This is a genomic window from Cocleimonas sp. KMM 6892 (genome assembly GCF_035798195.1).
GTDB lineage: Bacteria > Pseudomonadota > Gammaproteobacteria > Thiotrichales > Thiotrichaceae > Cocleimonas > Cocleimonas flava.
Window position 1 is genome coordinate 37,090 of sequence record NZ_JAPFBV010000003.1, and the last position, 25,040, is coordinate 62,129.

At 40.9% G+C, this 25,040-nt stretch carries 26 protein-coding genes; 5 read left to right on the forward strand and 21 right to left on the reverse strand.

All coding sequences use genetic code 11. The features are described from left to right. The 13 genes from glmU to OO007_RS09270 all read right to left on the reverse strand — a co-directional run bounded on the left by glmU (window position 1) and on the right by OO007_RS09270 (window position 11,410). The gene (gene glmU, locus OO007_RS09210) at window positions 1–1,365 is read right to left on the reverse strand and encodes a bifunctional UDP-N-acetylglucosamine diphosphorylase/glucosamine-1-phosphate N-acetyltransferase GlmU (protein WP_325808579.1); all 1,365 of its coding nucleotides are present in this window, start codon (window positions 1,363–1,365) and stop codon (window positions 1–3) included. Between the two features lie 131 nt (window positions 1,366–1,496). After that, window positions 1,497–2,738: a hypothetical protein gene (locus OO007_RS09215; protein WP_243651710.1), complete on the reverse strand. Its 1,242-nt coding sequence runs from the start codon at window positions 2,736–2,738 to the stop codon at window positions 1,497–1,499. Window positions 2,739–2,927: 189 nt separating this feature from the next. Beyond that, window positions 2,928–3,437: a peptidoglycan-binding domain-containing protein gene (locus OO007_RS09220; RefSeq protein WP_207907147.1), complete on the reverse strand. Its 510-nt coding sequence runs from the start codon at window positions 3,435–3,437 to the stop codon at window positions 2,928–2,930. Window positions 3,438–3,680: 243 nt separating this feature from the next. After that, window positions 3,681–4,103, reverse strand: a complete 423-nt coding sequence (locus tag OO007_RS09225) for a F0F1 ATP synthase subunit epsilon (protein ID WP_131907336.1) — start codon at window positions 4,101–4,103, stop codon at window positions 3,681–3,683. A gap of 47 nt (window positions 4,104–4,150) precedes the next feature. Continuing rightward, entirely contained in the window at window positions 4,151–5,533 is a 1,383-nt protein-coding gene (gene atpD, locus OO007_RS09230; protein ID WP_131907337.1) for a F0F1 ATP synthase subunit beta, read from the reverse strand. 73 nt (window positions 5,534–5,606) lie between these two features. Next, on the reverse strand, window positions 5,607–6,467 hold the full coding sequence (gene atpG / locus OO007_RS09235) for a F0F1 ATP synthase subunit gamma (protein ID WP_131907338.1): 861 nt from the start codon (window positions 6,465–6,467) through the stop codon (window positions 5,607–5,609). A 45-nt stretch (window positions 6,468–6,512) separates the two neighbouring features. After that, a complete protein-coding gene (gene atpA, locus OO007_RS09240; RefSeq protein WP_131907339.1) occupies window positions 6,513–8,054 on the reverse strand; it encodes a F0F1 ATP synthase subunit alpha in 1,542 nt (513 codons plus the stop codon). Window positions 8,055–8,084: 30 nt separating this feature from the next. Continuing rightward, on the reverse strand, window positions 8,085–8,621 hold the full coding sequence (locus OO007_RS09245; RefSeq protein ID WP_131907340.1) for a F0F1 ATP synthase subunit delta: 537 nt from the start codon (window positions 8,619–8,621) through the stop codon (window positions 8,085–8,087). Window positions 8,622–8,632: 11 nt separating this feature from the next. Next, on the reverse strand, window positions 8,633–9,103 hold the full coding sequence (locus OO007_RS09250) for a F0F1 ATP synthase subunit B (protein ID WP_131907341.1): 471 nt from the start codon (window positions 9,101–9,103) through the stop codon (window positions 8,633–8,635). A gap of 51 nt (window positions 9,104–9,154) precedes the next feature. Next, window positions 9,155–9,439: a F0F1 ATP synthase subunit C gene (gene atpE / locus OO007_RS09255; RefSeq protein WP_131907342.1), complete on the reverse strand. Its 285-nt coding sequence runs from the start codon at window positions 9,437–9,439 to the stop codon at window positions 9,155–9,157. Between the two features lie 71 nt (window positions 9,440–9,510). Continuing rightward, window positions 9,511–10,380: a F0F1 ATP synthase subunit A gene (gene atpB / locus OO007_RS09260; protein WP_131907343.1), complete on the reverse strand. Its 870-nt coding sequence runs from the start codon at window positions 10,378–10,380 to the stop codon at window positions 9,511–9,513. 33 nt (window positions 10,381–10,413) lie between these two features. After that, window positions 10,414–10,824 carry an ATP synthase subunit I gene (locus OO007_RS09265; protein WP_131907344.1) on the reverse strand — a complete coding sequence of 137 codons (411 nt, stop codon included), beginning with the start codon at window positions 10,822–10,824 and terminating at the stop codon, window positions 10,414–10,416. Window positions 10,825–11,005: 181 nt separating this feature from the next. Beyond that, complete coding sequence (locus tag OO007_RS09270; protein ID WP_325808580.1) at window positions 11,006–11,410, reverse strand: VanZ family protein; 405 nt, start codon at window positions 11,408–11,410, stop codon at window positions 11,006–11,008. A 144-nt stretch (window positions 11,411–11,554) separates the two neighbouring features. Between OO007_RS09270 and uvrD the strand changes: the two genes are divergently transcribed. Beyond that, a complete protein-coding gene (gene uvrD, locus OO007_RS09275; protein ID WP_325808581.1) occupies window positions 11,555–13,747 on the forward strand; it encodes a DNA helicase II in 2,193 nt (730 codons plus the stop codon). 459 nt (window positions 13,748–14,206) lie between these two features. Here the strand turns inward: uvrD and OO007_RS09280 are convergent, their stop codons facing one another. Then, on the reverse strand, window positions 14,207–14,587 hold the full coding sequence (locus tag OO007_RS09280) for a VOC family protein (RefSeq protein WP_325808582.1): 381 nt from the start codon (window positions 14,585–14,587) through the stop codon (window positions 14,207–14,209). Between the two features lie 158 nt (window positions 14,588–14,745). On the opposite strand from OO007_RS09280, the gene soxR reads away from it, so the two are divergent. The 3 genes from soxR to OO007_RS09295 all read left to right on the forward strand — a co-directional run bounded on the left by soxR (window position 14,746) and on the right by OO007_RS09295 (window position 16,630). After that, window positions 14,746–15,186 (forward strand): redox-sensitive transcriptional activator SoxR, encoded by a 441-nt coding sequence (soxR, locus tag OO007_RS09285; RefSeq protein ID WP_325808583.1) that lies wholly within the window; start codon window positions 14,746–14,748, stop codon window positions 15,184–15,186. Between the two features lie 257 nt (window positions 15,187–15,443). Then, window positions 15,444–16,046: a carboxymuconolactone decarboxylase family protein gene (locus OO007_RS09290; RefSeq protein ID WP_131907348.1), complete on the forward strand. Its 603-nt coding sequence runs from the start codon at window positions 15,444–15,446 to the stop codon at window positions 16,044–16,046. A 119-nt stretch (window positions 16,047–16,165) separates the two neighbouring features. After that, window positions 16,166–16,630, forward strand: a complete 465-nt coding sequence (locus tag OO007_RS09295) for a hypothetical protein (protein ID WP_325808584.1) — start codon at window positions 16,166–16,168, stop codon at window positions 16,628–16,630. A 130-nt stretch (window positions 16,631–16,760) separates the two neighbouring features. On the opposite strand, the gene OO007_RS09300 is transcribed toward OO007_RS09295, so the two are convergent. Both OO007_RS09300 and OO007_RS09305 read right to left on the reverse strand, forming a co-directional pair. Beyond that, window positions 16,761–17,504 carry a tellurite resistance TerB family protein gene (locus OO007_RS09300; RefSeq protein WP_325808585.1) on the reverse strand — a complete coding sequence of 248 codons (744 nt, stop codon included), beginning with the start codon at window positions 17,502–17,504 and terminating at the stop codon, window positions 16,761–16,763. A 220-nt stretch (window positions 17,505–17,724) separates the two neighbouring features. Then, window positions 17,725–17,931, reverse strand: coding sequence for a cold-shock protein (locus OO007_RS09305; protein WP_131907351.1), 207 nt, complete (start codon window positions 17,929–17,931; stop codon window positions 17,725–17,727). A 302-nt stretch (window positions 17,932–18,233) separates the two neighbouring features. Between OO007_RS09305 and OO007_RS09310 the strand changes: the two genes are divergently transcribed. Beyond that, window positions 18,234–18,746 carry a hypothetical protein gene (locus OO007_RS09310; protein ID WP_325808586.1) on the forward strand — a complete coding sequence of 171 codons (513 nt, stop codon included), beginning with the start codon at window positions 18,234–18,236 and terminating at the stop codon, window positions 18,744–18,746. Window positions 18,747–18,772: 26 nt separating this feature from the next. Here OO007_RS09310 and hda read toward each other — a convergent pair whose 3' ends face one another. The 5 genes from hda to dnaK all read right to left on the reverse strand — a co-directional run bounded on the left by hda (window position 18,773) and on the right by dnaK (window position 25,014). Continuing rightward, window positions 18,773–19,477 (reverse strand): DnaA regulatory inactivator Hda, encoded by a 705-nt coding sequence (hda, locus tag OO007_RS09315; protein WP_325808587.1) that lies wholly within the window; start codon window positions 19,475–19,477, stop codon window positions 18,773–18,775. 23 nt (window positions 19,478–19,500) lie between these two features. Beyond that, window positions 19,501–20,607, reverse strand: a complete 1,107-nt coding sequence (locus OO007_RS09320) for an AI-2E family transporter (RefSeq protein ID WP_325808588.1) — start codon at window positions 20,605–20,607, stop codon at window positions 19,501–19,503. Window positions 20,608–20,814: 207 nt separating this feature from the next. After that, the gene (gene dapB, locus OO007_RS09325) at window positions 20,815–21,615 is read right to left on the reverse strand and encodes a 4-hydroxy-tetrahydrodipicolinate reductase (protein WP_131907355.1); all 801 of its coding nucleotides are present in this window, start codon (window positions 21,613–21,615) and stop codon (window positions 20,815–20,817) included. A gap of 111 nt (window positions 21,616–21,726) precedes the next feature. Further along, a complete protein-coding gene (gene dnaJ, locus OO007_RS09330) occupies window positions 21,727–22,884 on the reverse strand; it encodes a molecular chaperone DnaJ (RefSeq protein WP_131907356.1) in 1,158 nt (385 codons plus the stop codon). A gap of 201 nt (window positions 22,885–23,085) precedes the next feature. Further along, window positions 23,086–25,014, reverse strand: a complete 1,929-nt coding sequence (gene dnaK, locus OO007_RS09335) for a molecular chaperone DnaK (protein ID WP_325808589.1) — start codon at window positions 25,012–25,014, stop codon at window positions 23,086–23,088. Window positions 25,015–25,040: the final 26 nt, after the last annotated feature.

Below are 25,040 nucleotides of genomic sequence, written 5' to 3' on the forward strand. Positions count from 1 at the left end.
CTATTTATTCTTGGTCGGCCGTTGCCAGCCTTTTAAAGTTAGCTGCTTAGAACGTGACAATGTTAATTCACCTTCTGGAGTATTTTTGGTTATCGTAGAACCAGCGCCAATTGTTGAGCCGTTAGCGACAGTTACAGGCGCTACTAACTGCGAGTCTGAGCCAATAAAAACATCATCACCTATAGTTGTTTGAAATTTATTCACACCATCATAATTACAAGTAATCGTTCCGGCACCAATATTAACGTTGTCGCCCATTACAGTATCACCAATATAACTTAAGTGGCTTACTTTACTGCCTTTGCCTATATTGGATTTTTTAATTTCTACAAAATTGCCTATCTTTGCTTCATCTGAGAGAACAGTATTTGGTCGTACACGGGCAAATGGACCAACAGAGCAACCATTTCCTATATTTGCAGATTCAATAACTGTATTCGCGTGGATTTCAGTATTACTTCCAATAGTTGCGTTTTCTATCACGCAACCAGCATGGATAGTGACTTTGTCACCTATGACATTATTTCCAATGAACACATTATTCACATCTATGAAGACATCCTGGCCAACACTCATCTCACCCCGAACATCTATTCGAGATGGGTCTGCTAAAGTAACACCTTCAAGCATTAGCTCTTGGGCTTTACCTTCTTGATATGCTCTTTCTAACTGTGCTTGTTGAATTCTATTGTTAACGCCCTGCACTTCAAAAGGATCTTCACAGATTGCTGCTTCGACCAATCCTCCTTCAGATACCGCTAATGCAATACAATCTGTTAAATAGTACTCTGCTTGATTGTTGTTAGGCTTAATTTGATTTAACCAACGCTTAAGGTCTTTACCTCTGGCAGCGATAAAGCCAGTGTTTACCTCGGTAACACGTTTTTCATTCTCGCTAGCGTCTTTTTCCTCAACTATTGCCTTTATTGCTCCGTTTTCATCTCTGATTATTCGACCGTATCCAACAGGATTATCCAACTTAGTCGTTAATACACTTAATACTGAATTAGTAAGCTTAGAAACCAGGTTATTTAACGTCTCAGGTTTTATTAAAGGAACATCCCCATAAGCGATCACCACAATATTATCATCGGAAATAGTATCTTCGGCTTGAAGAACAGCGTGACCTGTACCTTTCTGTTCAGCTTGCAACACCCAGGAAATATCTGAGGCATCTGTTGCTTGTTTTACAAGCTCTCCACCATGACCATAAATTATCACCAACTTTTCATAATCAAGTTTACGGGAACTATCAATGACATGTTGCAACATCGTTTTACCACCGATCGGGTGTAAAACTTTAGGTAGCGAAGAATTCATTCTTGAGCCTTGTCCAGCAGCGAGAATAATGGGAAGTAATTTCATAGTGACTATTATTGTGTATAGAGAATGCTTAAATTATAACCAAGAACATGGTTATAGAGCAGTTTTATATGACAAAAGAAGCAGTTGCATAGACAACTGCTTCTAAACGCGAAATAACTTTGTTGTAAAAATTAGTAAGTCTTGCAACGTGGCTCATAAGGCTTAGTTTGAGCGCCCCAGCGATACTCAAGCGGAGCATGTGGATCGGATATAACTTTTCCTGCGGATAGATTCTGACGTAAATCACGCAGTGGTATGAAGTAATTTTCACCTAAGCTCATCTGCACCTTACAGAATTTATTTAAGTCAGCTAGTTCAGCAGGCTTTGGTGGCTCTATTGAGAACAATGCTTTAGCCCATCGCTGTGGTTGAGTCCATTGCTTATACTTGCTGTTTTTCTCGTAGTGATTTTTAACTGCGTTAAAGAATGCTTTTAAACGCCTGTCTCTTGATGGTGTAGAGTAACTATTATATTCAGTCCGATTCATACACTGTCTACCACCCTTACGAATCTTCTGTAAGTGCCATAACGCATCGTAGACATAAATGCTTCGATCATTTGCATACATACACATAGCGATCAAAAGACGAAGTGTTTTCTCGTCAGGCTTTTCTACTCTTGAACCTAAAGCACTAGAAATAATATCGGTAAATTTCACATAATCTTGTTTAACAGATTGTGCTATATCAAATTGTTCAATGTTGTAGCCAGGCTGTTTCTCTGCTGACTTACGAATATTTTGGGGTTGTTTAAAACGTCTATACCCGTCTTTCTTGTTTTTATAATCTTCTGGTACATAAAATGGAAAGGAAGGAATACGATCCATAAATCTAGGAGCTTGCGGGGTAGTAGAAGACATAACCTCAGCAATGCCTGCATCAGTTATATTTACTATTTGATAGGCATGCACATCAGGGGCAACATATACATCACCTGGCTTTATATCGTCCAAGGCTATTGGATAAGTATCATTTTCCAATGATCTAGTACTTGTATAGTTAGCCACATAATCCATAAACTTTCTGACACGTTTCTCTTCAGACAGCTTATCCCATCGAGTCATACCATTACTGATTGTTCGACCACGTTTACTCGGATTATTTACTACAAAAGGAAGTTTATACTCATAGGCAAAAACTAATCGCATCGCATATACAGCATCTGCACAATCATGTGAAAACTTATAATACATGGGTTTTTTTTCATTCATGAAGAAATCTTCAGTCCAATTATTTTTTACCCAATGTTGATATCTCTTTTCCCATACTGCATCCCAAGTATTTTCAGACTTCCAAACCATCGCGAATGATGATTGACTGATACACAGTAAGATAAATAGAGTAAACCCTTTAATTATATGTTTGATATTCAATTCCTTTAAGACCACCTTAGCATCCCCAAACTCTAATGATCACTTATTTGCAAATAAGTTCCATTCCTATCTCAAGTAGTTAATACGAATATAACTTAAAATTGGTTTCAAAAAAAATGGGACTAAGAATTACTCCCTAGTCCCATTTTAATCTCTGACTAATCAGAGATAAACTATTAATTCAATAGTTTAGCGCTTCATGAACTGCTGAAGTGCGCTACGAGTACCTGGTCCAACGATTCCGTCGATAGGTCCTTTGTAGTAACCTTTTGCTTTCAACTTACGTTGTAGAGCGTATACGTCAACTTGTGGTTGAGCTGGCTTAGCCTTCTGCTGACAAGCATAGTGGTGACGGTGGTTACGGTTAGTGTATTTATGTGAATGACTCTTAGTCTTTGCACATGCTGGAGCTTCTGGGTGGTAATGGAACCAACGGTTAGCTGGTTTTGGAGCTGGTTTAGCCATTGGAGCTGGCTTAGGTGCTGCCATTGGTGCTGGCTCAGCTGCGATTGGAGCTGCTACAACTGGCGCTGCTTCAACTTGCTGTTGAGAACCAGAAACCTGTGAACCACCTTCTACTTGAGCCTGTGAACCACCTGAAACTTGTGAACCACCAGAAACTTCCTGCTGAGAACAACCAGTTACAAAAACGCCTGCCATTAATAATGTTGCTAATGAAAGCTGATGTTTAATCTTCATATTTGTACATCCTTACTACTTGTTAGTTATAAAATTCGAAACGACCATTTAGAACAAACGATCCATAATCATTGTTTATCCGCACTCGGAGTATAGACTTTATTCAGGGCACATTCAAAAAAAATGGTAAAAAAACAACATTTTTTTTTATTTACCACAAAATACTGAATCTAAGTGACCAAATATTAAGATAATTGGTCATTTAATCAGTCATATAGCCCGCAAGCACAGAAATCAATCCTGTTATCTTAATGTTCTACCAATACGATGAATCATTTCAATTTGAGCTTTAGCAGCATCTAATTCTGCTTGAATAGCTTCATAATCTAAATCTTGAGGGTCTTTACCTTGAAGCGCATCTTCTGCTCTCTTCTTAGCTTCCTCAGCTGCTTTCTCGTCTAGGTCCTCAGCACGAACAATCGTATCTGCCAAAATAGTTACGATTGAAGGCTGCACTTCCATGACACCACCAGCAACAAACAATAAAGACTCGCCATCATCTGTTTTATACTTTAGCTCGCCAGCTTTTAGTGTTGATATAAGCTGAGAGTGACCAGGTAAAATACCCAAGTCACCCATAGTACCAGGCGCTAATAATTCTTGAACTACGCCTGAGAATATCGATTCCTCAGCACTTACAACATCCAAATGCATTGTCATAGCCATATTCTATCTTTCCTGTATTACGAAATAAGTTAAGAGATAAATAAAGATTAAGCGTCTTTATTTCCTTTCTCAACAGCTTCTTCTATTCCGCCAACCATGTAGAAAGCTTGCTCAGGTAAGTGATCATATTCACCAGCAAGAATACCTTTAAAACCAGCAAGTGTATCAGCTAGCGATACGTATTTTCCTGGCGCTCCAGTAAATACTTCAGCAACATGGAAAGGTTGAGATAGGAAACGTTGAATACGACGAGCGCGAGCAACAGTTTGCTTATCTTCTTCAGATAATTCGTCCATACCTAGTATAGCGATAATATCTTGCAATTCTTTATAACGCTGAAGTACACCCTGTACACTACGTGCAACACCATAATGCTCTTCACCAATTACTAAAGGATCAAGTTGGCGAGAAGATGAATCCAAAGGATCAACCGCTGGGTATATACCTAGCTCAGCGATATTACGTGATAGTACGAGCGTAGCATCCAAGTGAGCAAAAGTTGTAGCAGGAGATGGATCCGTCAAGTCATCAGCAGGTACATATACCGCCTGGAAAGATGTAATAGATCCTTTCTTTGTAGAAGTAATACGCTCTTGAAGCGCACCCATTTCTTCAGCAAGTGTTGGCTGATAACCCACCGCAGAAGGCATACGACCTAAAAGTGCCGATACTTCTGTACCCGCAAGTGTATAACGATAGATATTATCGATAAACATCAATACGTCACGACCTTCATCACGGAAATGCTCAGCCATAGTCAAACCAGTCAAAGCAACACGTAGTCTACTTCCTGGAGGCTCATTCATCTGACCGTATACTAGAGCTACTTTATCAAGTACTCCACCTTCTTCCATCTCGTAGTAGAAATCATTACCTTCACGAGTACGCTCACCAACACCAGCAAACACAGATAAACCACTATGCGCCTTTGCGATATTGTTGATTAACTCCATCAATGTAACTGTTTTACCAACACCAGCTCCACCAAACAGTCCAATTTTACCACCTTTAGCGATTGGCATAACCAAATCGATAACCTTCACACCAGTCTCAAGAATATCAAGTGTAGAAGATAATTCTTCATAGCTTGGTGGATCGCGGTGAATAGGCATACGCTTATCAACTTTCACTTCACCAGCCATATCAACCGGATCACCCAGAACGTTCATGATACGTCCTAAAGTTCCTTCGCCAACTGGTACCATAATTGGCTCACCAGTGTTGACTGTTTCCATGCCACGTTTAAGACCTTCGGCCTCACCCATTGCGATTGTGCGAACAACACCATCACCTAGTTGACCCTGAACCTCTAGAGTCAATCCGTTGTGATCTGGAACGGTTAATGCACTATAAACCGATGGAACTGCGTCACGTGGAAATTCCACATCAACAACAGGACCGATAACTTGAACAATACTTCCAGTACTCATTGTGTTAGTACCTCTACCTTAAATGTTAAATTTTTTAATAAACTGCTCGGATATTACTTTTAGCTATAACGGATTATTCTACCGCTGCAGCACCCGAAACAATTTCTGAAATTTCTTGTGTAATCGACGCTTGTCTAGCCTTGTTATAAACCAATTTAAGTTTATCGATCATATCACCAGCATTATCAGATGCACTTTTCATAGCGATCATTCTCGCTGACATCTCACAGGCAATATTTTCTACAACACCCTGATAAACCAGAGATTCAATATAACGAGTCATAAGAGCATCTACTACTTCCTTAGACTCTGGCTCATACAAGTAATCCCACTGATATTTGATTTCATCCATATCAGCAGCAACTATAGGAATCATTTGAGTAACTCGAGGCGTTTGAGTCATGCTATTAACAAACTCATTCTCTACAAGAAACAAACGATCAATACGACCTTCTTCGTATGCATCAAGCATAACTTTTGTCGTACCTAATAAATCATTTGTAGTTGGCTTATCACCCAAACCTGTAGACTCTGCTACAACACCAAAGCGTCTGAAAACAGATAGTGCTTTGCTTCCAAAAACTGCTATATCGACTTCAACATCTTTATCTTTCCATTCCGCAATATCTTGAAATGCCTTCTTGAAAAGGTTTGTGTTTAAACCACCACAAAGACCACGATCAGAAGAAATAATGATGTAACCGACACGTTTTACAGTTTCGCGCTCTTTAACAAAAGTATGTTGATATTCAAGCTGACCTAATGCCATATGACTAACAACTTGTCGCATTTTTTCTGCGTATGGACGTGATGCGTCCATACGTTCTCTAGCTTTACGCATTTTTGATGCAGCTACCATTTCCATGGCTTTGGTAATCTTCTTAGTATTTTGAATACTACCAATCTGCGAGCGTATTTCTTTAAGACCTGCCATTACTAAGCTCCTTGATTTTCTGGTACTTGTTTACCAAGCATCTTTCTACCAGGCACCTTTAGATTTAAAGTTCTCTAGCGCACTCTTCATTTCAGAAGCAATGTCATCGTTGTAATCGCCAGACTCATTTAAGCCTTCAAGGAAATCAGTTTTTTCAGTTCTCATGTATGACAACATCGCAGATTCAAAGTCGTTGACTTTATTCACATCGATATCGTCCAGGAAACCTTCGTTAGCTGCGAATAATGAGAAAGCTAACTCACCAGTTTTCAAAGGAGAGTATTGTGCCTGAGTCATTAATGCAGTAACACGAGCTCCACGCTCAAGTTGCTTTCTGGTTCCTTCATCCAAATCCGATGCAAACTGAGAGAAAGCAGCTAATTCACGATACTGAGCCAAATCAAGACGAATACCACCACCAAGCTTCTTGATGATTTTAGTCTGAGCTGCACCACCAACACGAGATACTGACAAACCAGCATCAATCGCAGGACGATTACCAGAGTTGAATAAATCAGTATCGAGGAAGATCTGACCGTCTGTAATAGAGATTACATTTGTAGGTACGAATGCAGATACGTCACCCTCTTGGGTTTCGATAATTGGGTAAGCAGTTAAAGAACCTGTTTTACCTTTTACTCTGCCTTCAGTATATCTTTCTACATATTCAGCGTTAACACGAGCTGCACGCTCAAGTAGACGTGAATGCAGGAAGAAAACATCACCGGGATATGCTTCACGACCCGGAGGACGACGAAGAAGTAATGAAACTTGACGATATGCCCAAGCCTGCTTAGTTAAATCATCATAAATAATTAGTGCGTCTTCTCCGTTATCACGGAAGTACTCACCCATTGCACAACCGGCGTAAGGAGCAAGATATTGCATAGATGCAGGGTCTGAAGCATTAGCAGCAACAACAATTGTGTACTCCATTGCACCAAACTCTTCTAGTTTACGTACTACACCAGCAACAGAAGAAGCTTTTTGACCGACAGCAACGTAAATACATTTAACGTTTTTGCCTTTTTGGTTAATAATCGCATCAATCGCAACAGCTGTCTTACCAGTCTGACGATCTCCGATAATCAATTCACGCTGACCACGTCCAACAGGAACCATTGAGTCAAGTGCCTTGATACCAGTTTCCATTGGCTCATCAACCGATTTACGCTCGATAACACCAGGAGCCTGACGCTCAATTGGATTCATTGAAGAAGCATTAACTGGGCCTTTACCATCAATCGGTGCACCTAGTGAGTTAACTACGCGCCCCATCAATTCAGGACCAACTGGAACATCCAGGATACGACCAGTACACTTTGCAGTATCACCTTCTGTCATATCTTTGTAATCACCAAGTACTACCGCACCTACTGAATCACGTTCCAAGTTTAAAGCCAGACCGTATGTTCCGTTAGAGAACTCAATCATTTCACCAGACATTACATCTGATAAACCGTGTATACGCACGATACCATCCATGATAGATACGATTGTACCTTCAGTACGTGCTTCAGCATCTGTTTCAAAGCCTTCAATACGCTTTTTTATCAGATCACTAATTTCTGTCGGGTTAAGTTGCATTTACCTATACCTTTCTCTTAATTTTGTGGTTTAGTTAGCCATAACAGACGTCATTTTGCTCAAACGCCCTTTTAAAGAACCATCTATTACCAAATCGCCAGCCTGAATGATCGCACCACCGAGCAGTGTTTCATCAACGCTAACCTTTATTTTTACGTCACGCCCCAAACGTTTTTTGAGAGCATCAGAAATAGACTTCTCTTCTGTCTCAGTTAACGCTTTAGCTGATGTAACGATTGCCTCAACAGAACCTTCTGCCTCATCTTTAAGTACTTCATAAATTGCACTCATTTCAGGGAGAAGTGAAAGACGGTCGTTTTCAGCTAGCATACTAACAAGGTTTTTCGCTTGCTCGTTCAACTTGCCATCGCAAAGTTGAACGAAAGCATCAGCGCCTGCTTGCTTAGCCATTTTGGGAGTTGCAAGTAATGCACTAACTTTCTCATCACTTGCTATAGCACCCATAAAACCAAGCATATCAGACCACTCACCTAAGCTACCTGCTGACTCGGCCATTTCAAAAACGGCACGAGCGTAGGGACGAGCTGCTGTAGTCAATTCAGACATAATCGTATTTCCTATATCTGCTCAATCAGCTCTTTCAATGCAGCTTTGTGCGCATTGGCATCAACCTCTTTACCAAGAATCTTACTAGCACCTGCAACTGCCAAACTTGACACCTGAGTACGTAAAGAATCTTTAGCACGGTTAACTTCCTGATCGATTTCTGCCTGAGCACCAGCAATAACGCGGTCAGCTTCTTCAACTGCCTTGTTTTTTGCTTCTTCGATCATTTGCGTGTCACGAGCTTTCGCTTGAGCAATAATTTCTGCCGCTTCCTGCTTGGCTTCTTTGATCGCCTGCTTAGCATTTTCTGCCGCTAGCTCTTGATCCTTCATGCCTTTTTCAGATGCAGCTAAACCGTCAGCAATACGTTTTTTTCGATCTTCCAATGTATTAATAACTGGCTCCCAAAGCACTGCTTTGATAAACCAGATCAGAATTGAAAAAACAATCAGCTGACCAATTAATGTTGCTGTTACATTCATGATTTTTCTCCGAATACTATTTCAGTTAAGTCGAATTAGAGTTCGAAAAAATTAACCACCAATCGCAGCAGCAGCAGCACCGATGAACGGGTTCGCAAAGATGAACCACATTGAGATACCCAAAACGATCATTGGGAATGCTTCCATCAAACCACCAGTAAATAACATTTGACCAGTTAATTGGGCACGCATCTCAGGCTGACGAGCGATACCTTCAATAAACTTCGAACAAATCAAACCCCAACCTAAAGCCGAACCTAAACCAGCAGCCGCTAGAATGATACCAACACCGATTGCAGTGGCAGACATGATTTCAGATACAATTGCAGCATCCATAGTAAATCTCCTAAATATAAAAAATGTTAAAAATTAAAAAAAGTAAACTCAAATATAACGAACACTAAAATTTAGTGTTCGTCTGTGCCCTGACTCGCCAAACCTAAGTAAACGATAGTCAACAGCATAAAAATAAACGCTTGTAACAAAATAACCAGGATATGGAAGATTGACCATAAAACTCCCAACACTACCTGACCAGGCATTGCCCAGTATGAGAATGCAAGCAAAGCAATCAATAAGAACAACAACTCACCTGCGAACATATTACCGAACAATCTTAGACCAAGACTCACTGGCTTAGCCACTTCCTCAATCGCTGTCATTACAACATTAATCGGGAATAACAATACTTTAACGATAGGATTGCTTGCACTGAATGGATGCGTAGCAAACACCTTCATATAACCAAACAAACCTTTGTGCTTGATGTTATAGAAGATTATTAAACCGAATACCAACAACGCCAATGCAAAGGTAGTATCAAGGTTAGTTGTAGGCACTGCTTTCCAGTAAACGTGATGCGGATCATATCCAAACACACCTGCAACACCAGCCACTAATGATGGAATTAAATCCACAGGAATGATATCCATGGTATTCATCAAAGCAACCCACACAAAAATAGTGATTGCTAGAGGACCCACCCATTTATCAGCCGTAGGGAAAATATCTTTCACTTGCTGATTAACAAATTCTACTACCGTCTCAAGAATATTCTGCATTCCAGTTGGCTTATCAGGATCAAGATTCTTCCCGACCTTCCAAGCGGCAAATGCAAACGCCAAAGCCAAAATCAAGCTCATTACAAATGTATCAACAAAAAATACACTGAAATCAACTAGACTAGCAGGACGCTCACCATTATGGGTCATATTACCCAGGTGATGCTGAATATACTCAACGGGATTCGATATAGCTGGCGCGTTAGACTCGCTCACGATTCTCAGTCTCCAAAATAAAAATAATTATAATTACTTATTGTCGTTGCTATCGGAGGCGTCTTTTGCAGCATTAGCAACCTCCTCGGAAGCCAACTTCGTTTGCTTAGAGCCAAATAACATAAAGGCCAACTGAGCAACAGCAAAGGTTCCTAGCATAGGAGGAGGTAATAACTTCAAAACTCCCATACCGACACCAAACATAACAAGTACAAAAACAAATCTTTGAATAACACCGAGATAAAGTGTCAGCACTCCACCCTCAGGGTTTTCCTTAGCCATTTCGCCTGCAGAATCCAGACGACGTGACAATAAAATCGTATTAGCTATTGCAACAGCGCCACCATAAGCAGCCGGCAATATACCATTATCACCTAAATAGAAGAATGAAACAGCGACTCCAAGCAATACCAAAATGGCCTGTATAACTAATAAATTTCTCATTTATCTATTCACTATTTCGTTCTTTTGCGAATGAACCAAATGCCATTCGTATAGCCTATGACTCTATCAACAAATTTAATCTTGCTAAGTCATTGAATCAAGACGCGGGAATACTAGCATCAGGCTTTCTTTCACTCAACTAAACTTACTTAATTAATCAATATTTATTCATCTTTTAATACTAATTATGAGTAGATCTTTTTTTATCCCAATAAACAATTATTGATTTAGCGATGTAATACAACAAGATACCCGCAAAATCGGCAAACCAATCTGCCAATGAAAAAGAACGAAACTCGGTAAAGTACTGTGCAACCTCTATACCACCACCATAAATTAAAAGTGGTAATCCCTTCCATAACCAAAATGGACTGCGCGAGGTTGCTAAATCCATCAGCAGCGCAAAACCAAAAAACACGATCACATGTATCAATTTATCGTTTATTGATATATCGGGAGGAAACTCCAAATGAATAGTCGCCACCCAGGCACCCAATACCATCAAGGTAATAACCAACGCTCTAGTACTCACTTTAAATGCAGCAATTCGCCTTAAATGGCGCACCAGAATAATTAGATTATGCATTCCGTATTTGACTTCTAACCTGTGATATTGAAAAGTGCGTGAATAGTATCCACATTAACTACAAATTCATACTCTTAATCCGTTACAATTCATAAAATACATACCCCCTATTTATATATTAAGAACTTAATTACAGAGCCCCTAATGGACGTATCCCACATACTCGATGACTTAAACAAACCACAACGCGAAGCGGTATCCGCTGGTAAAAACCCATTGTTGATATTAGCTGGCGCAGGCAGTGGCAAGACACGAGTTTTAGTCCACCGCATTGCATGGCTCATACAAGTAGAACAAGTTTCACCGTTTGCCATACTATCCGTTACCTTCACCAACAAAGCCGCCGCTGAAATGCGCGGACGCATAGAAGGATTACTCGGCACACCTGCTGGTGGCATGTGGGTAGGTACCTTCCACGGTTTATCTCATCGATTACTCAGAAGACACTGGGAAGAAGCCAAATTACCGCAAAACTTCCAGATACTGGATTCAGACGACCAATTACGACTAATTAAACGCGTCCATCGCGGACTCCAACTGGATGAAAAGCTCTGGCCAGCCAAACAATCCATGTGGTACATCAATAAACGCAAAGACGAAGGCATTCGCTCGATGCATATTGAGGACCGTGGCGACCCTACAACTCGACAGCTTGTAGACGTGTATAAACAGTACGAAGATGCCTGCCAACGCGCTGGTGTTGTAGACTTCGCCGAATTACTCCTGCGTTCATTAGAGTTATTACGCGACAACCCGGAAATTCTCAGCCACTACCAAAAACGCTTTCAACACATTCTGGTAGACGAGTTCCAAGACACCAATACTTTACAATATGCATGGATACGTCTACTCGCAGGTGAGAATATTCCACCGTTTGTTGTTGGCGATGACGACCAATCAATCTATGGCTGGCGTGGCGCTAAAATAGAACACATTCAAAATTTCTCACGCGACTTTTCACAAACGCAAACCATAAAGCTTGAACAAAACTACCGCTCCAGTGGCAACATCCTGAATGCAGCCAATGCAGTTATCGATAACAACGAAGGACGACTCGGCAAAAACCTCTGGACCGATGGCGGTGATGGCGAACCTATTCATTTATACGCCGCCTACAATGAAATTGAAGAAGGCACTTACGTAGCCTCACGCATTCAACAATGGGTCAGCCACGGTAACTCACACAGTGACATCGCCATACTCTACCGCTCCAATGCGCAATCCCGTGTTTTTGAAAGCATACTTAATGAAAACTCCATTGCTTATCGTGTGTATGGTGGCCAGCGATTCTTCGAGCGTGCCGAAGTTAAAGACGCACTTGCCTACCTAAAACTCTGCGCCAATCGACAAGATGACCCTTCGTTCGAGCGCGTCATCAACCAGCCTACTCGCGGTATTGGCGATAAAACAGTCAGTGTCATTCGCGAACATGCACGTAACACCAGCAGTACACTTTGGCAATCATCGATAGCACTGTTAGAAACAGCAACCTTTACTGCGCGTGCAGCAGGCGCATTACAGCTTTTTGTGCAACTCATAGAACAAATGGCAAGCGACATCAATGGACTACCATTAGATGAGCAAGTCGAACACGTCATCGAAACCTCGAAACTTAAAGATCATTACCTTAAGAAAGAAAAAGGCGATGCTGGCCAGGCTCGCATAGAAAACCTCAACGAATTAATCTCTGCCGCTCAAGGCTTTACTTATAAACCCGATGACGAACACGCCGACATGGACTTCCTCACCGCGTTTCTTTCACACGCTTCATTAGAAGCAGGTGAAGGACAAGGTCAAGCTGGCGATGACTGCGTTCAATTAATGACACTCCATTCCGCCAAAGGCTTAGAATTCCCGCTGGTATTCCTCGTTGGACTCGAAGAAGGACTGTTCCCGCATCAAATGTCGGTCGAAGAAGAAGGCAGACTGGAAGAAGAACGACGCCTTTGCTATGTAGGCATCACCCGCGCCGAAACCCAACTGGTAATGAGTTACGCAGAACAACGCAGACTTTATGGCAATACACTCTATGGTGTACCTTCGCGCTTCTTAAAAGAAATCCCGGAAACACTCATCGAAGAGATTCGCCCCAAGGTAAATACCTACAGCAATAGTAATTGGCAATCGAATTACGAGCGCGAAACCAAACCGCGTCTCGCTACACGCACCAATGAAACAGGCATGTCGATTGGGCAGCGAGTTTCGCATGCGAAATTTGGCGAGGGGATTATTACTGATGTGGAAGGGGCTGGCAGTCATGCCAGGGTACAGGTGAATTTTGATTACGAGGGATCCAAGTGGTTGGTTCTTAGTTATGCGAACTTGGCGTCGCTTTAGGGGAGTTATCTTGTCACCCCCCCTACTTTGGGGCATTTTTTTAGATTGCGCTAAATTGTTTATTGCTTTATGGACTATTGGACTTCCCTCGAATATCTATTCACAGCACCGAGTGAATTTCTTTTCAAAACAGCAAAAAGAAAGTAACCAAAGAAATGCCGTGATCCTAAACCGTTGCCAAGTTGAATTCATCGAGGGAAATAATGGGAATGAAGGGAACTCGCTCCTAAAGTCACTCAAACAACCTTCATTCTTATCCATTATTCCTTAAACTTATTAGATATTTAAAATAAAGAATAAAAAAATAAAAATACAACCTCAGAAATAAAAGAACAATCACCCCAACTACGAAAACGCCCACTCAAGTTTAAAAAGCCACCTCCCCACTTACAGGCACTTTTTAAAAAAATGGCCTGTAAGTGGGGAGGTGGCTAAATGATCTCAATAAAAAGACGCTCCCTAACTATAATCAACTACCTCAATTTCCAATTCATCTACCATAAAATAAAAGCGTCTTCCAGGCTCATAATCGCCATGATTAAAGGGCTCATAACCTTCTTCTTTCACTTTTGATTCAACCTCATCGATACCTGAAACGACAATTCCCACATGATTCAGGTTATTAATTTTCTCTGGATTTCGTGATCGAGTTTCTGTTGCTTGTTTGTGCGTATATAAAGCTAAATACGAATCGTCACTTCCTACGTGAACGGTTCTGCCATTATTCAGCGCTGCTCCTGACCATCTTATTCTCCAATCGAACAAACGGCAAAATAATGAGGCGAGTTCGTCGGGGTCTTTTACGGTTACATTTATGTGTTCTAAGGTGGCTTGTTTCATGTGTTAACTCCTTTTTGATTCATATTTTTAAACGTACAAAGCTATTTAGCTGATTTGACAAGTAGCTTTACTTCGATAAACATATACTAATATCTCAAGTTAACTTGAGATCAAGAGTTAATTTGACTATATTTTATGTCATGAAAAATGACCCGTTTATGAGTATTGGACAGATTGCGAAACGTACTGGCAGTAACGTTTCGGCGATTCGATTTTATGCGACTGAAAATTTGATTCCGTTTACCAGAAGTCCTAGCGGTCATAGGCTTTTCCACCGTTCGGTGATTCGTCGTATTTCTTTTATTTTGATTTCTCAAAATCTGGGTTATTCCTTACAGGAAATCAAAGGCGCATTGGATTCGCTGCCCGAGAATCGCACACCCACCAAGGCAGACTGGGAGCGCTTGAGCAAAAAATTCAGTCAAGATATCGAATCGAGAATTAAACAACTTAGAGAGTTACAATCAAAACTATCGGGATGCATCGGTTGCGGTTGTTTATCGCTGAAGAAATGCGAGCTTTACAACGCCGGTGACTATATTTCAAAAAATGGTTCTGGAGCACGCTTTCTATTGGGTGATAAACCAGACGAAAGTTAGCATCACTGTTTTCTTTCATGTGTGTAACGACCGTGCTTTTTTGAGATACTCTTAAAAAAACGCCTGTAAGTAGGGGGGGGGGGGGGCTTTTATATTTAAAACAATCCCAAATAACTGAAGGCATTCAATTACTTGACCTAGATTAAGCAAATCCTAATAAACACTCCCGAAGATCTAATATTACTTTCTTTAAGCTCCAACCAAAGTAATATCAACGTTAACTATCAACACTCATTTAACGAACAATAAGGGCAATTATGAGCATTACTCTATTTCAAGATAATATTTTCCCACGCCACATTTCTGATTTGATGAATCTGATGCACATGATGGTTTTCAACGGTACTGATGGAGAAGAGAAGTGGGATACGTATCTCGATTTACGCCAAAAAGAGTGCGTTGCTCTAGCGCTAGCGCAATATTATCAATGCGATCATTGTATTAGCCATCACTTGAAAGCGGCTAAAAAGCTCGGAAAAATGGAGACCACGACACTTCAAGAAAACATTAGCCGAATAATTTTATTCTTACGTATCGATACCCGAACCATCAGCCAGTCAGAAAAAGAACACTGGATTAAAGCGTGGCAACGTTTTGCTCACAAAATCACAGTCACCAGTGGTGATACTGCTACGCCTTACTTAATTGGTCTAGCAATAGGTATTGCGCGTAATGATGAGTTTTTAATCGATTTTTGCGGCAACGATATGAAGCAGATTCTTCAGGAACAAAATATCGAGATTCGCCCTGCCATTGGAGAATTGGAGTCTATCGTCATTTTCATGAAGGCCGCCGCATCAAAAAATCGAGTGGCTGAAAAGCTGGATACAATCTTTGGCGATAGTAAAAAAGAGTCTTAGTTTATAAGTAGTTATCAACCAAAAAATACAAATACCACAACGCAGTAAAAGTAGATTAGATGAACCAAAAAGTTAAAAAATGCCTCTTACCTTATATCATTTGAGAAAAAGAGACCCACATGAAAAAACTTAATTCTACAATCTTACTTTCAACTATCATTGTATTGTGTACTTTTTTAAGCGCCTGTTCTACAGCGCCTACGACCAGCAACAAAGCGAATACCATTAAAAAACAGCCCGTGCTTCAAGTGCAAAAAGCAACGATATCTGACGTTAAAAAAGTATCTGTCGCTGACCCGAGTTCTAACAGTAGCGTACTGCGCACAACAGGATCTATAGCCGGCTCTATTCTTGGCTCTGCAAGTATCGCTGGCTCGATTATTGGCAGTATGATTGGTAGCGCGGCAGGAAGCAGTGCAGACAGAGACTTAAGCAAGAAACCAGGATTAGAAATTTCTTTATTGCTGGATAATGGCGAGAACGTTGTTGTGACACAATTCGAGAACGAAACACAAACCTTTAAAAGAGGCGATAAAGTTAAGCTGGTTAAAAATGAAAGCTATGCACAAGTTGAGCATTTGTAATGCGTTTTAACCGTTTTAATTACCTTCGAATATCTAATAAAATGCTTTTTTTAGCAAAAAAAGGGGAGTCATTGAAAATGACACCCCCCTACTTTAAAGCTTATTTTTGAATGAAATGACTTAAGCTAACTTAGGCTAATTCTTCTTCTTTCACTTTTTGTAACTGTGCTACTAGATCATCTGGCAGCCCCATTTCTTTAGCGAGTGAATCTAAATAATCACGTTCCATCGAGTTCTCTCGATCCACTACCACTGCCGAGACCAAGTAAATTTCTGACGCCATTGCCTGGCTCTTAGCCATTGCCGCGATTTCTTTCACATCAAGCGGTCGAGCGATTTCTGCCTGCAGAATGCCTTCCACTTCATCGCCAAGCTCTAGTTTTACTATCTGCTCTTTAATCGCAGCTTCTTCTTTACTATTTACATGACCATCAGCTTTCGCCGCAGCTACCATCGCTCTTAACAAGGTTTGACTGCGGTCATTGGCTTGCTCTGGTTCTAGTTTATCAAAGTTGATTAAACGGCCTTCACTCTTGCCTTGACCAGCCGCTTCTCTGGCGATGTCCTCATACTCTTGTTCAGTAGCATTTCTTTCTGACATCCAGTTTTGATAGGCTTTATAACCAATGCCACCAATGGCAGCAAGACTGCCTATTTTCAACGCCGAACCCGTTACTCTTCGCCCTGCTCCTGTTCCTAGTAGCAATGCTAAAACACCCGCCGCCATGGCGCCTTTCTTCATGCCATCCAGTTTGGCATCGCGTTCTTCACCTGCTTCGGGTATTTGTAATTTTTCTTCTGCGATGGTTTGTCCTTTACTCGCGAGGTCTTTGCCCGTTTTGAGTAATTCATCGAGAAATGATTTGGTATCCATGGTGTTTCTCCTTGTTAGTATTACACTAGTTTATAGGGGCTAAATGATGCATTTTCAAGTCATTAGCTAAAGTATCACTCATCAAAATCTACTTCTAACACGTATCACTTTTATGATTTTGGTTTATTTCAGACATAAAAAAAGCGAGACCTTTCGGCTCGCTTTTTTTGACCTCATCTACACTAGAAATAGTGAGATGAGAGCTATAATTTATTAAAAATTATAGAGCTGTGATGTTCTCAGCTTGAGGACCTTTCTGGCCTTCAGTAACTGTAAACTCAACTTTTTGACCTTCTTGAAGAGTTTTGAAGCCGTCACCCTGGATCGCAGAGAAGTGTGCGAAAACGTCTGGGCCAGACTCTTGCTCGATAAAACCAAAGCCTTTAGATTCGTTGAACCATTTAACAGTTCCAGTAGTAGTAGACATAATATTTTCCTATTATTCAAAGTTTTTTAAATGTGCCTTAAAAGTGCTTCCAAAACGGAAATACTCAGGCGGGTTTTGCTGAAGTGGTGTTGCTATGACTTTATGAATATCAGGACGAGGATCTAAACAGATGGAACTTCGAGATGGTGTTGCATAAAAATTGTAACTTACGTTCAAGCTGTGTGTGATTATATAGCACACACCACATTAGTCAAACCTTATTAGAATTAGTTCCTATGCTTTTCTTGATTTATTTTTATCTTAATCTTTTAGACAACTAGAAATACACGTACCATCAATCTATGACTATTCGTAACTATATCTTATCGATATCCACTACTTTTCTATGCTTGTATTTCTCACTAGCACAGGCTACTGAAACGAAACCTGATCTTTCTAGCAGCATAAAAGAAGACAACCCTGCAAGCGCACTCACCTTGGCTAAAATGCTGAAGCATTCTGACGCAAAATACGGTGATACACAGGTTGATACTTATTATAGCTTTGAGAGCCCTCCATTCACCTTATTAGACTTTCCGCTTAAAAGTTGCACATTCACTCTTTTTGAAAAGGCGCTTGGGCACATTACCTGCCAATTTAAAGGCGAAGAAAATAATAAACGACTGATTGCTCTTCTGACTCAATCGATTGGAAAAGAACATCAGATAAAGATTGCTGACTCAGTGATTAAACGCTGGATAGGGAAAAATGAATTCCACTACGAAATAAACCATACGGAATATAATCAAAGCTATGTTTTTAGCATTACCGATGATACTTACCGTAAGTTTAACAAAGCTTATAATGGCAACTAAAAAGGTAAAAATAGACAGCTGGGATTTTAGTCTAAAACCTGCTTTATAAAAGGCACAGTGATCACGGTTTTCTGTATTAAACTTTGCTCGTCGAGCGTGTTTAGTATTTCCATTAAAGATTCTATATCGCGCGGATAGCGACGGAATAAATATTCCAGGACGCGATCACTTAATTCAAAACCGCGTTGTTCCGCCCTTGCCTGAAGGGCTTTGAGCTTATCTTCATCACTCAATGCATGAACTTGATAACTTCCTCCCCAGATTAACCTCGAAGCCAAATCTGGCAAAATACATTTAATGTATCTGGGGTTCTCCTGAGAGCTCATGATCAATCGCTGACCACGCTGCCGCGTGTTATTTATCAAGTTAAATAAAGCCGTTTCCCACTCTTTATCACCGACGATTTCATCGACATCATCGATTGCAATAAAGTTTGAATGACTGGTAATGCCGGAAAAAATCTCAGTACCGTAGATTTTCAGCTGCTTAAGGGGAATGTAAGAAACAGGATATTTATGATTTGCTACTTCAGCACAGCAAGCTTGCAATAAATGCGACTTGCCCGATTTCGACTCGCCCCAAATTATATTTTGCTGAGCCTCGGCAGACTGCGTAAATAACTTCAAAGCGCCGACTAACTCATGATTGTCGCCAGTTTCATCCACATAATAGGATGCAAAACGATAACCATCGCGAATTTGTACATTCAGTGTAAGCTGCTGATTTGACACGATTCTATTATCTACTAATCAGCTTAAGAAGCTTTGCTGGAGGCTTCGTCATCATCAGCCGCGATATAACTTTCGGGTGGCGAACCATAGAGGTGACTGCCCTTATAGGATTTGTTTAAATGACGCATCACAACAGCGATGACTGCAAAAACTGGCAATGCCAATAAAATACCAAAGAAACCAAACAATTGACCACCCGCAAGAACAGCGAAGATAACAGCCACAGGATGTAAACCGATACGATCACCCACTAACAACGGCGTGAGGACTGTGCCTTCAATCATCTGAGCGATAACAAACACAGCGCCTACCCAGAGTAAATTCATAGGATCATGTGTTTGCAATAACACCGCAGCTCCCGCAACGATAATACCTACGATTAAGCCCATATAAGGAATAAAACTAAGTAAACCTGCCAACATACCAATCAATAATGAAAACTCTAAACCGACCAGCTTCAAGCCAATCGAATAGATTGTACCTAGCGCCAGCATCACCATCATCTGACCACGCAGGAAAGCACCCAGCACATCATCTGATTCTTTAGCAAGTTGGCTGATTGTTGGCTCTACATCACGTGGTAGCAAGTCATGAATATAGGCAACTAGACGATCCCAATCTCTTAAAAGATAGAAACTAATAACTGGAATTAAGAAGAGGTTAGCCGCCCAACCGACAACAACAAATCCAGAATGAGTAACGGTGCGCAACAAGCTTTTAAAGAAGCTTCCTGCATGGGAGAAATAATCGGTGAATGTGGACTTTAATTGTTCAACTTCTAACGCTGGAATATTGACACCAAAAGTCTCTTGAAGCTTAGGCTCCAGATTAACCATCAACCAATCGATATAACTGGGCGCTTTAGCGAAAAGTAGACGAATCTGTGATTCCAGTAAGGGAATTAAAAAGAGTAAAATCGGCAATATGATCAAAAATGCGACGAAAAACACGACAACGACGGATAACGTCCGGGAAATATTAAACTTCTCTAAGCGATCTACTAAAGGGTCACCAAGATAAGCTAACAAAGCACCCGCCACAAAGGGCAATAAAATAGGTGCTAAAAAGTATAGTAAACCGGCACTGATCAAACCGACCGTTAACCAAAACCAGCGTGTACTTTGAGTCATCGTTTAATAGCCCTGTAATTAACCCTATCAACTAACAAGTGTAAGATTACTCCATTTTTATGTTGTTATTCTGAAGTGATACTTCATTGTATATCGACTCCTTTGTATCACATACATAATTCCGCTAAACAGTGTTTTATTAGCAGCCATAGAACTTTAGATCTACGTTGTATATTTGTACTGTTTTAAACGAAACTTTAGAACTATCTAGAATTCTAAAACATCCTGCATATCATAAACTTTTGCTGATTTACTGGTTACCCAGGCAGCAGAGCGAACAGCACCTTTGGCAAATGTCATTCTGCTAGACGCTTTATGCGTGATTTCAATACGCTCACCGATATCTGCAAACATTACTGTGTGCTCACCGACAATATCGCCTGCACGAATCGTCTGGAAACCAATATCTTTACGATTTCTTTCGCCAGTAACGCCTTCACGGCAGTAAACACCGTGCTCAGCAAGATCACGATCTAGCGTATCTGCGATAACCTCACCCATTTTTAATGCAGTGCCCGATGGCGCATCAACTTTATGACGATGATGTGCTTCGATAATTTCGATATCAACACTATCGCCTAATGTTTTTGCTGCGATTTCTAGTAATTTAAGACTGAGCGTAACGCCTACACTGAAGTTTGCAGCGAATACGATTGATATTTTTTCTCCGGCGGCATCGATTTTTGCTTTTTCTTCATCAGAAAAACCCGTAGTACCAATGACGATGGATTTATTGTTTTTCACGCACCAATCAAGATGGTTAAGCGTTGGCTCTGGGCGAGTAAAATCAATCAGCACATCAAAGTCATTTTCAGCCTCATCAAGACTTGCAGCAATGATAACGCCATTTTTACCGATACCAGCAACTTCACCAGCATCTGCGCCTAGTAGAGAACTTTCTGGATGCTCTGTCGCAACAGATAATTGTGCATCATCAGATTCAGCGCACGCTTCAATTAGTATCTTGCCCATACGGCCCGCTGCGCCAACTACTGCTATATTTACCATATTATTTCTCTTAATCTGCCTAGATTACTGCTTCTTTCTTAAACTCAACTTACAAATCAAACGCTTAATAAACGAATTCAGCTGTAAGCCACCCCCCTACTTTGGGGCGTTTTATTTGGTATCCGCTTCGTTCTCAAACCAGCCTTTCACTTCTTCAAAGAATGATTTCGCTTTATTACCCCAGCCATGTTGCTGAGGGCTATGCTTTTCGCCACCTTTATCAAGTGCAGCCTGGAATTGTTCAAGCAGCTTCTTTTGTTTTGAGGTTAGGTTAATCGGTGTTTCTACATCGATGCGGCATAACAAATCACCTGTCATACTACTGCGCACCGACTTAACGCCTTTACCACGCAAGCGGAACACTTTGCCTGACTGTGTTTCAGCGGGTATTTTTAAACTCACTTCACCACTTAACGTAGGTACGTTAATATTTCCACCTAGTGCGGCTTGTACAAATGGAATTGGCATCACACAATGCAAATCATTTCCATCACGGGTGAAAATTTCATGCTCTTTAAGGTGCATTTGCACATAAAGATCGCCTGATGGACCACCGTTTATACCGGCTTCACCTTCACCACTTAAACGAATTCGATCGCCCGTATCAACGCCTTCCGGAATTTTAACTTCGAGAGTCTTCTTCTGCTCTACACGACCTTCTCCATGACAATCATCACATGGATCTGAAATAACAGTTCCCGCGCCATGACAGTGAGGACAGGTTTGCTGAACCGAGAAAAAGCCTTGTTGAATTCTGACCTGGCCCTGTCCATGACAAGTACCACAAGTTTCTGGGTGACTGCCTTCTTTAGCGCCACTACCATCACAGGTTTCACAGGTTTGTTTACTTGGAACACGAATATCTACGCTTGTGCCGAAGACTGCCTCTTCCAGGGTTAGCTCTAGATTGTATTGTAAATCACTGCCTCGATAAGCAGCAGTTCCGCCTCCGCCACCGCGTGATCCACCAAAAATATCTTCAAAGATATCGCCAAATCCACCAAAACCGGAGCTTCCACCACCGAAGCCACCACCTTGAGAACCATCAACACCAGCATGACCAAATTGATCGTAAGCTGCGCGTTTTTGTGAGTCAGAGAGTATTTCATACGCCTCTTTGACTTCTTTAAATTTTACTTCTGCTTCATGATTATCTGGGTTTCTATCAGGGTGAAATTTCATAGCCATGCGGCGATATGCTTTTTTCAAATCAGCTTCGCTGCAACTTTTTGAAACACTCAAAATTTCGTAATAACATTGTTTGGACATGATGAAACCTATTTTCTTTAAACTATATAAACAATAAATGTGCCGTACTTAAACTAGAACCACTTTATTAGAACCATATAAAACAGCTTTGTAAAACCAGTAGAACTCTAAAACAAAATAAGGCGCAAAGGTTAAAAACCTATGCACCTTATCTGCTTACCTGACTTTTAACGTAATCTGTCAAAAGGCATTTTTTGCGTTTTACTTCTTATCGTCTGCGTTACTGTCTTCTGCATCAACTTCTTCAAATTCAGCATCGACAACATCGTCATCTTCCGCAGAAGCTTGCTCACCTTCTGGTGCAGCACCTGCTTCGCCGCCTGCTGCAGCTTGAGCTAGAGTACCAGACGCTTCCATTAACTCTTGAGCCTTTTTCTCAATTAAGTCTTTGTCATCGCCTTTAAGTGCTTCTTTAAGCTCGTCAACTAACGCAGTTACTTTAGTCTTTTCTGCTTCGTCAACTTTGTCGCCGTATTCAGCAAGTGACTTTTCAGTAGCATGTACAAGACCATCAGCCTGGTTACGTGCATCAACTAACTCACGCGCCTTCTTATCTTCTTCAGCGTGTGCTTCAGCATCCTTAACCATTGCGTCTACTTCTTCATCAGTCAAACCAGATGAAGCTTTGATCTGGATAGATTGCTCTTTACCCGTCGCTTTATCTTTTGCCGATACGTTCAAGATACCGTTTGCATCGATGTCTAACGTAACTTCGATTTGTGGCTGACCACGTGGCGCAGGTGGTATATCAGTTAAGTCGAAACGACCTAATGATTTGTTACCCGATGCCATTTCACGTTCACCTTGAAGCACATGTACTGTTACAGCATTCTGATTATCTTCAGCTGTTGAGAATACTTGTTGTGCTTTAGTAGGAATCGTTGTGTTCTTATCAATAAGTTTGGTCATTACCGCGCCCATTGTTTCGATACCTAATGATAAAGGCGTTACGTCAAGTAGTAATACGTCTTTAACATCTCCACCTAAAACACCACCTTGAATCGCTGCACCAACTGCTACTGCTTCATCAGGGTTTACATCTCTACGTGGCTCTTTGCCGAAGAAATCTGTTACTGCTTGTTGAACCATTGGCATACGTGTTTGACCACCAACCAGGATTACATCATTGATTTCAGATCCTTTAAGACCAGCATCTTTCAGTGCAACTTTACAAGGCTCAATCGTACGCTTAACTAAATCTTCAACCAGTGATTCTAATTTAGCACGTGTTACTTTAACGTTTAAGTGCTTAGGACCAGAAGCGTCAGCTGTAATATAAGGTAGATTTACGTCAGTCTGCGTTGCAGATGAAAGCTCAATTTTCGCTTTTTCTGCTGCTTCTTTTAGACGTTGTAGAGCAAGAGGATCGTTGTGTAGATCTACACTATTATCTTTCTTGAACTCATCTGCCAAGTAGTCGATAAGACGCATATCAAAGTCTTCACCACCAAGGAATGTATCACCATTGGTTGCTAGTACTTCAAACTGGTATTCGCCGTCGATTTCTGCGATTTCGATGATTGATACGTCGAATGTACCACCACCTAAGTCGTATACAGCAATCGTGCTATCGCCTTTTGCCATTTTATCCATACCGTAAGCAAGTGCTGCGGCTGTTGGCTCGTTGATAATACGCTTAACATCTAATCCCGCGATTTTACCCGCATCTTTAGTCGCTTGACGTTGTGAATCGTTGAAGTATGCAGGAACCGTAATAACTGCTTCTGTTACTGACTCACCCAAGTAGTCTTCTGCGTCTTTCTTAAGCTTTTGAAGAATACGTGCTGATACCTCAGGAGGTGACATCTTCTTACCATTAGCTTCTACCCATGCATCACCGTTATCTGCTTTAGTGATTTTATAAGGTACTAACTTAATATCTTTTTGTACGGCTTCTTCTTCAAAAGTACGACCGATCAAACGCTTGATTGCGTAAAGTGTGTTTTCAGGATTCGTTACTGATTGACGCTTAGCTGGTTGACCTACTAATACTTCATCGTTTGCAAATGCAACGATCGAAGGGGTTGTGCGATCGCCTTCAGCGTTCTCGATAACTTTAGGCTTATCACCTTCCATAACTGCGACACAGGAGTTTGTGGTTCCTAAGTCAATTCCGATTATTTTTCCCATGTTAATTCTCTCTTAAATGTGTTTAT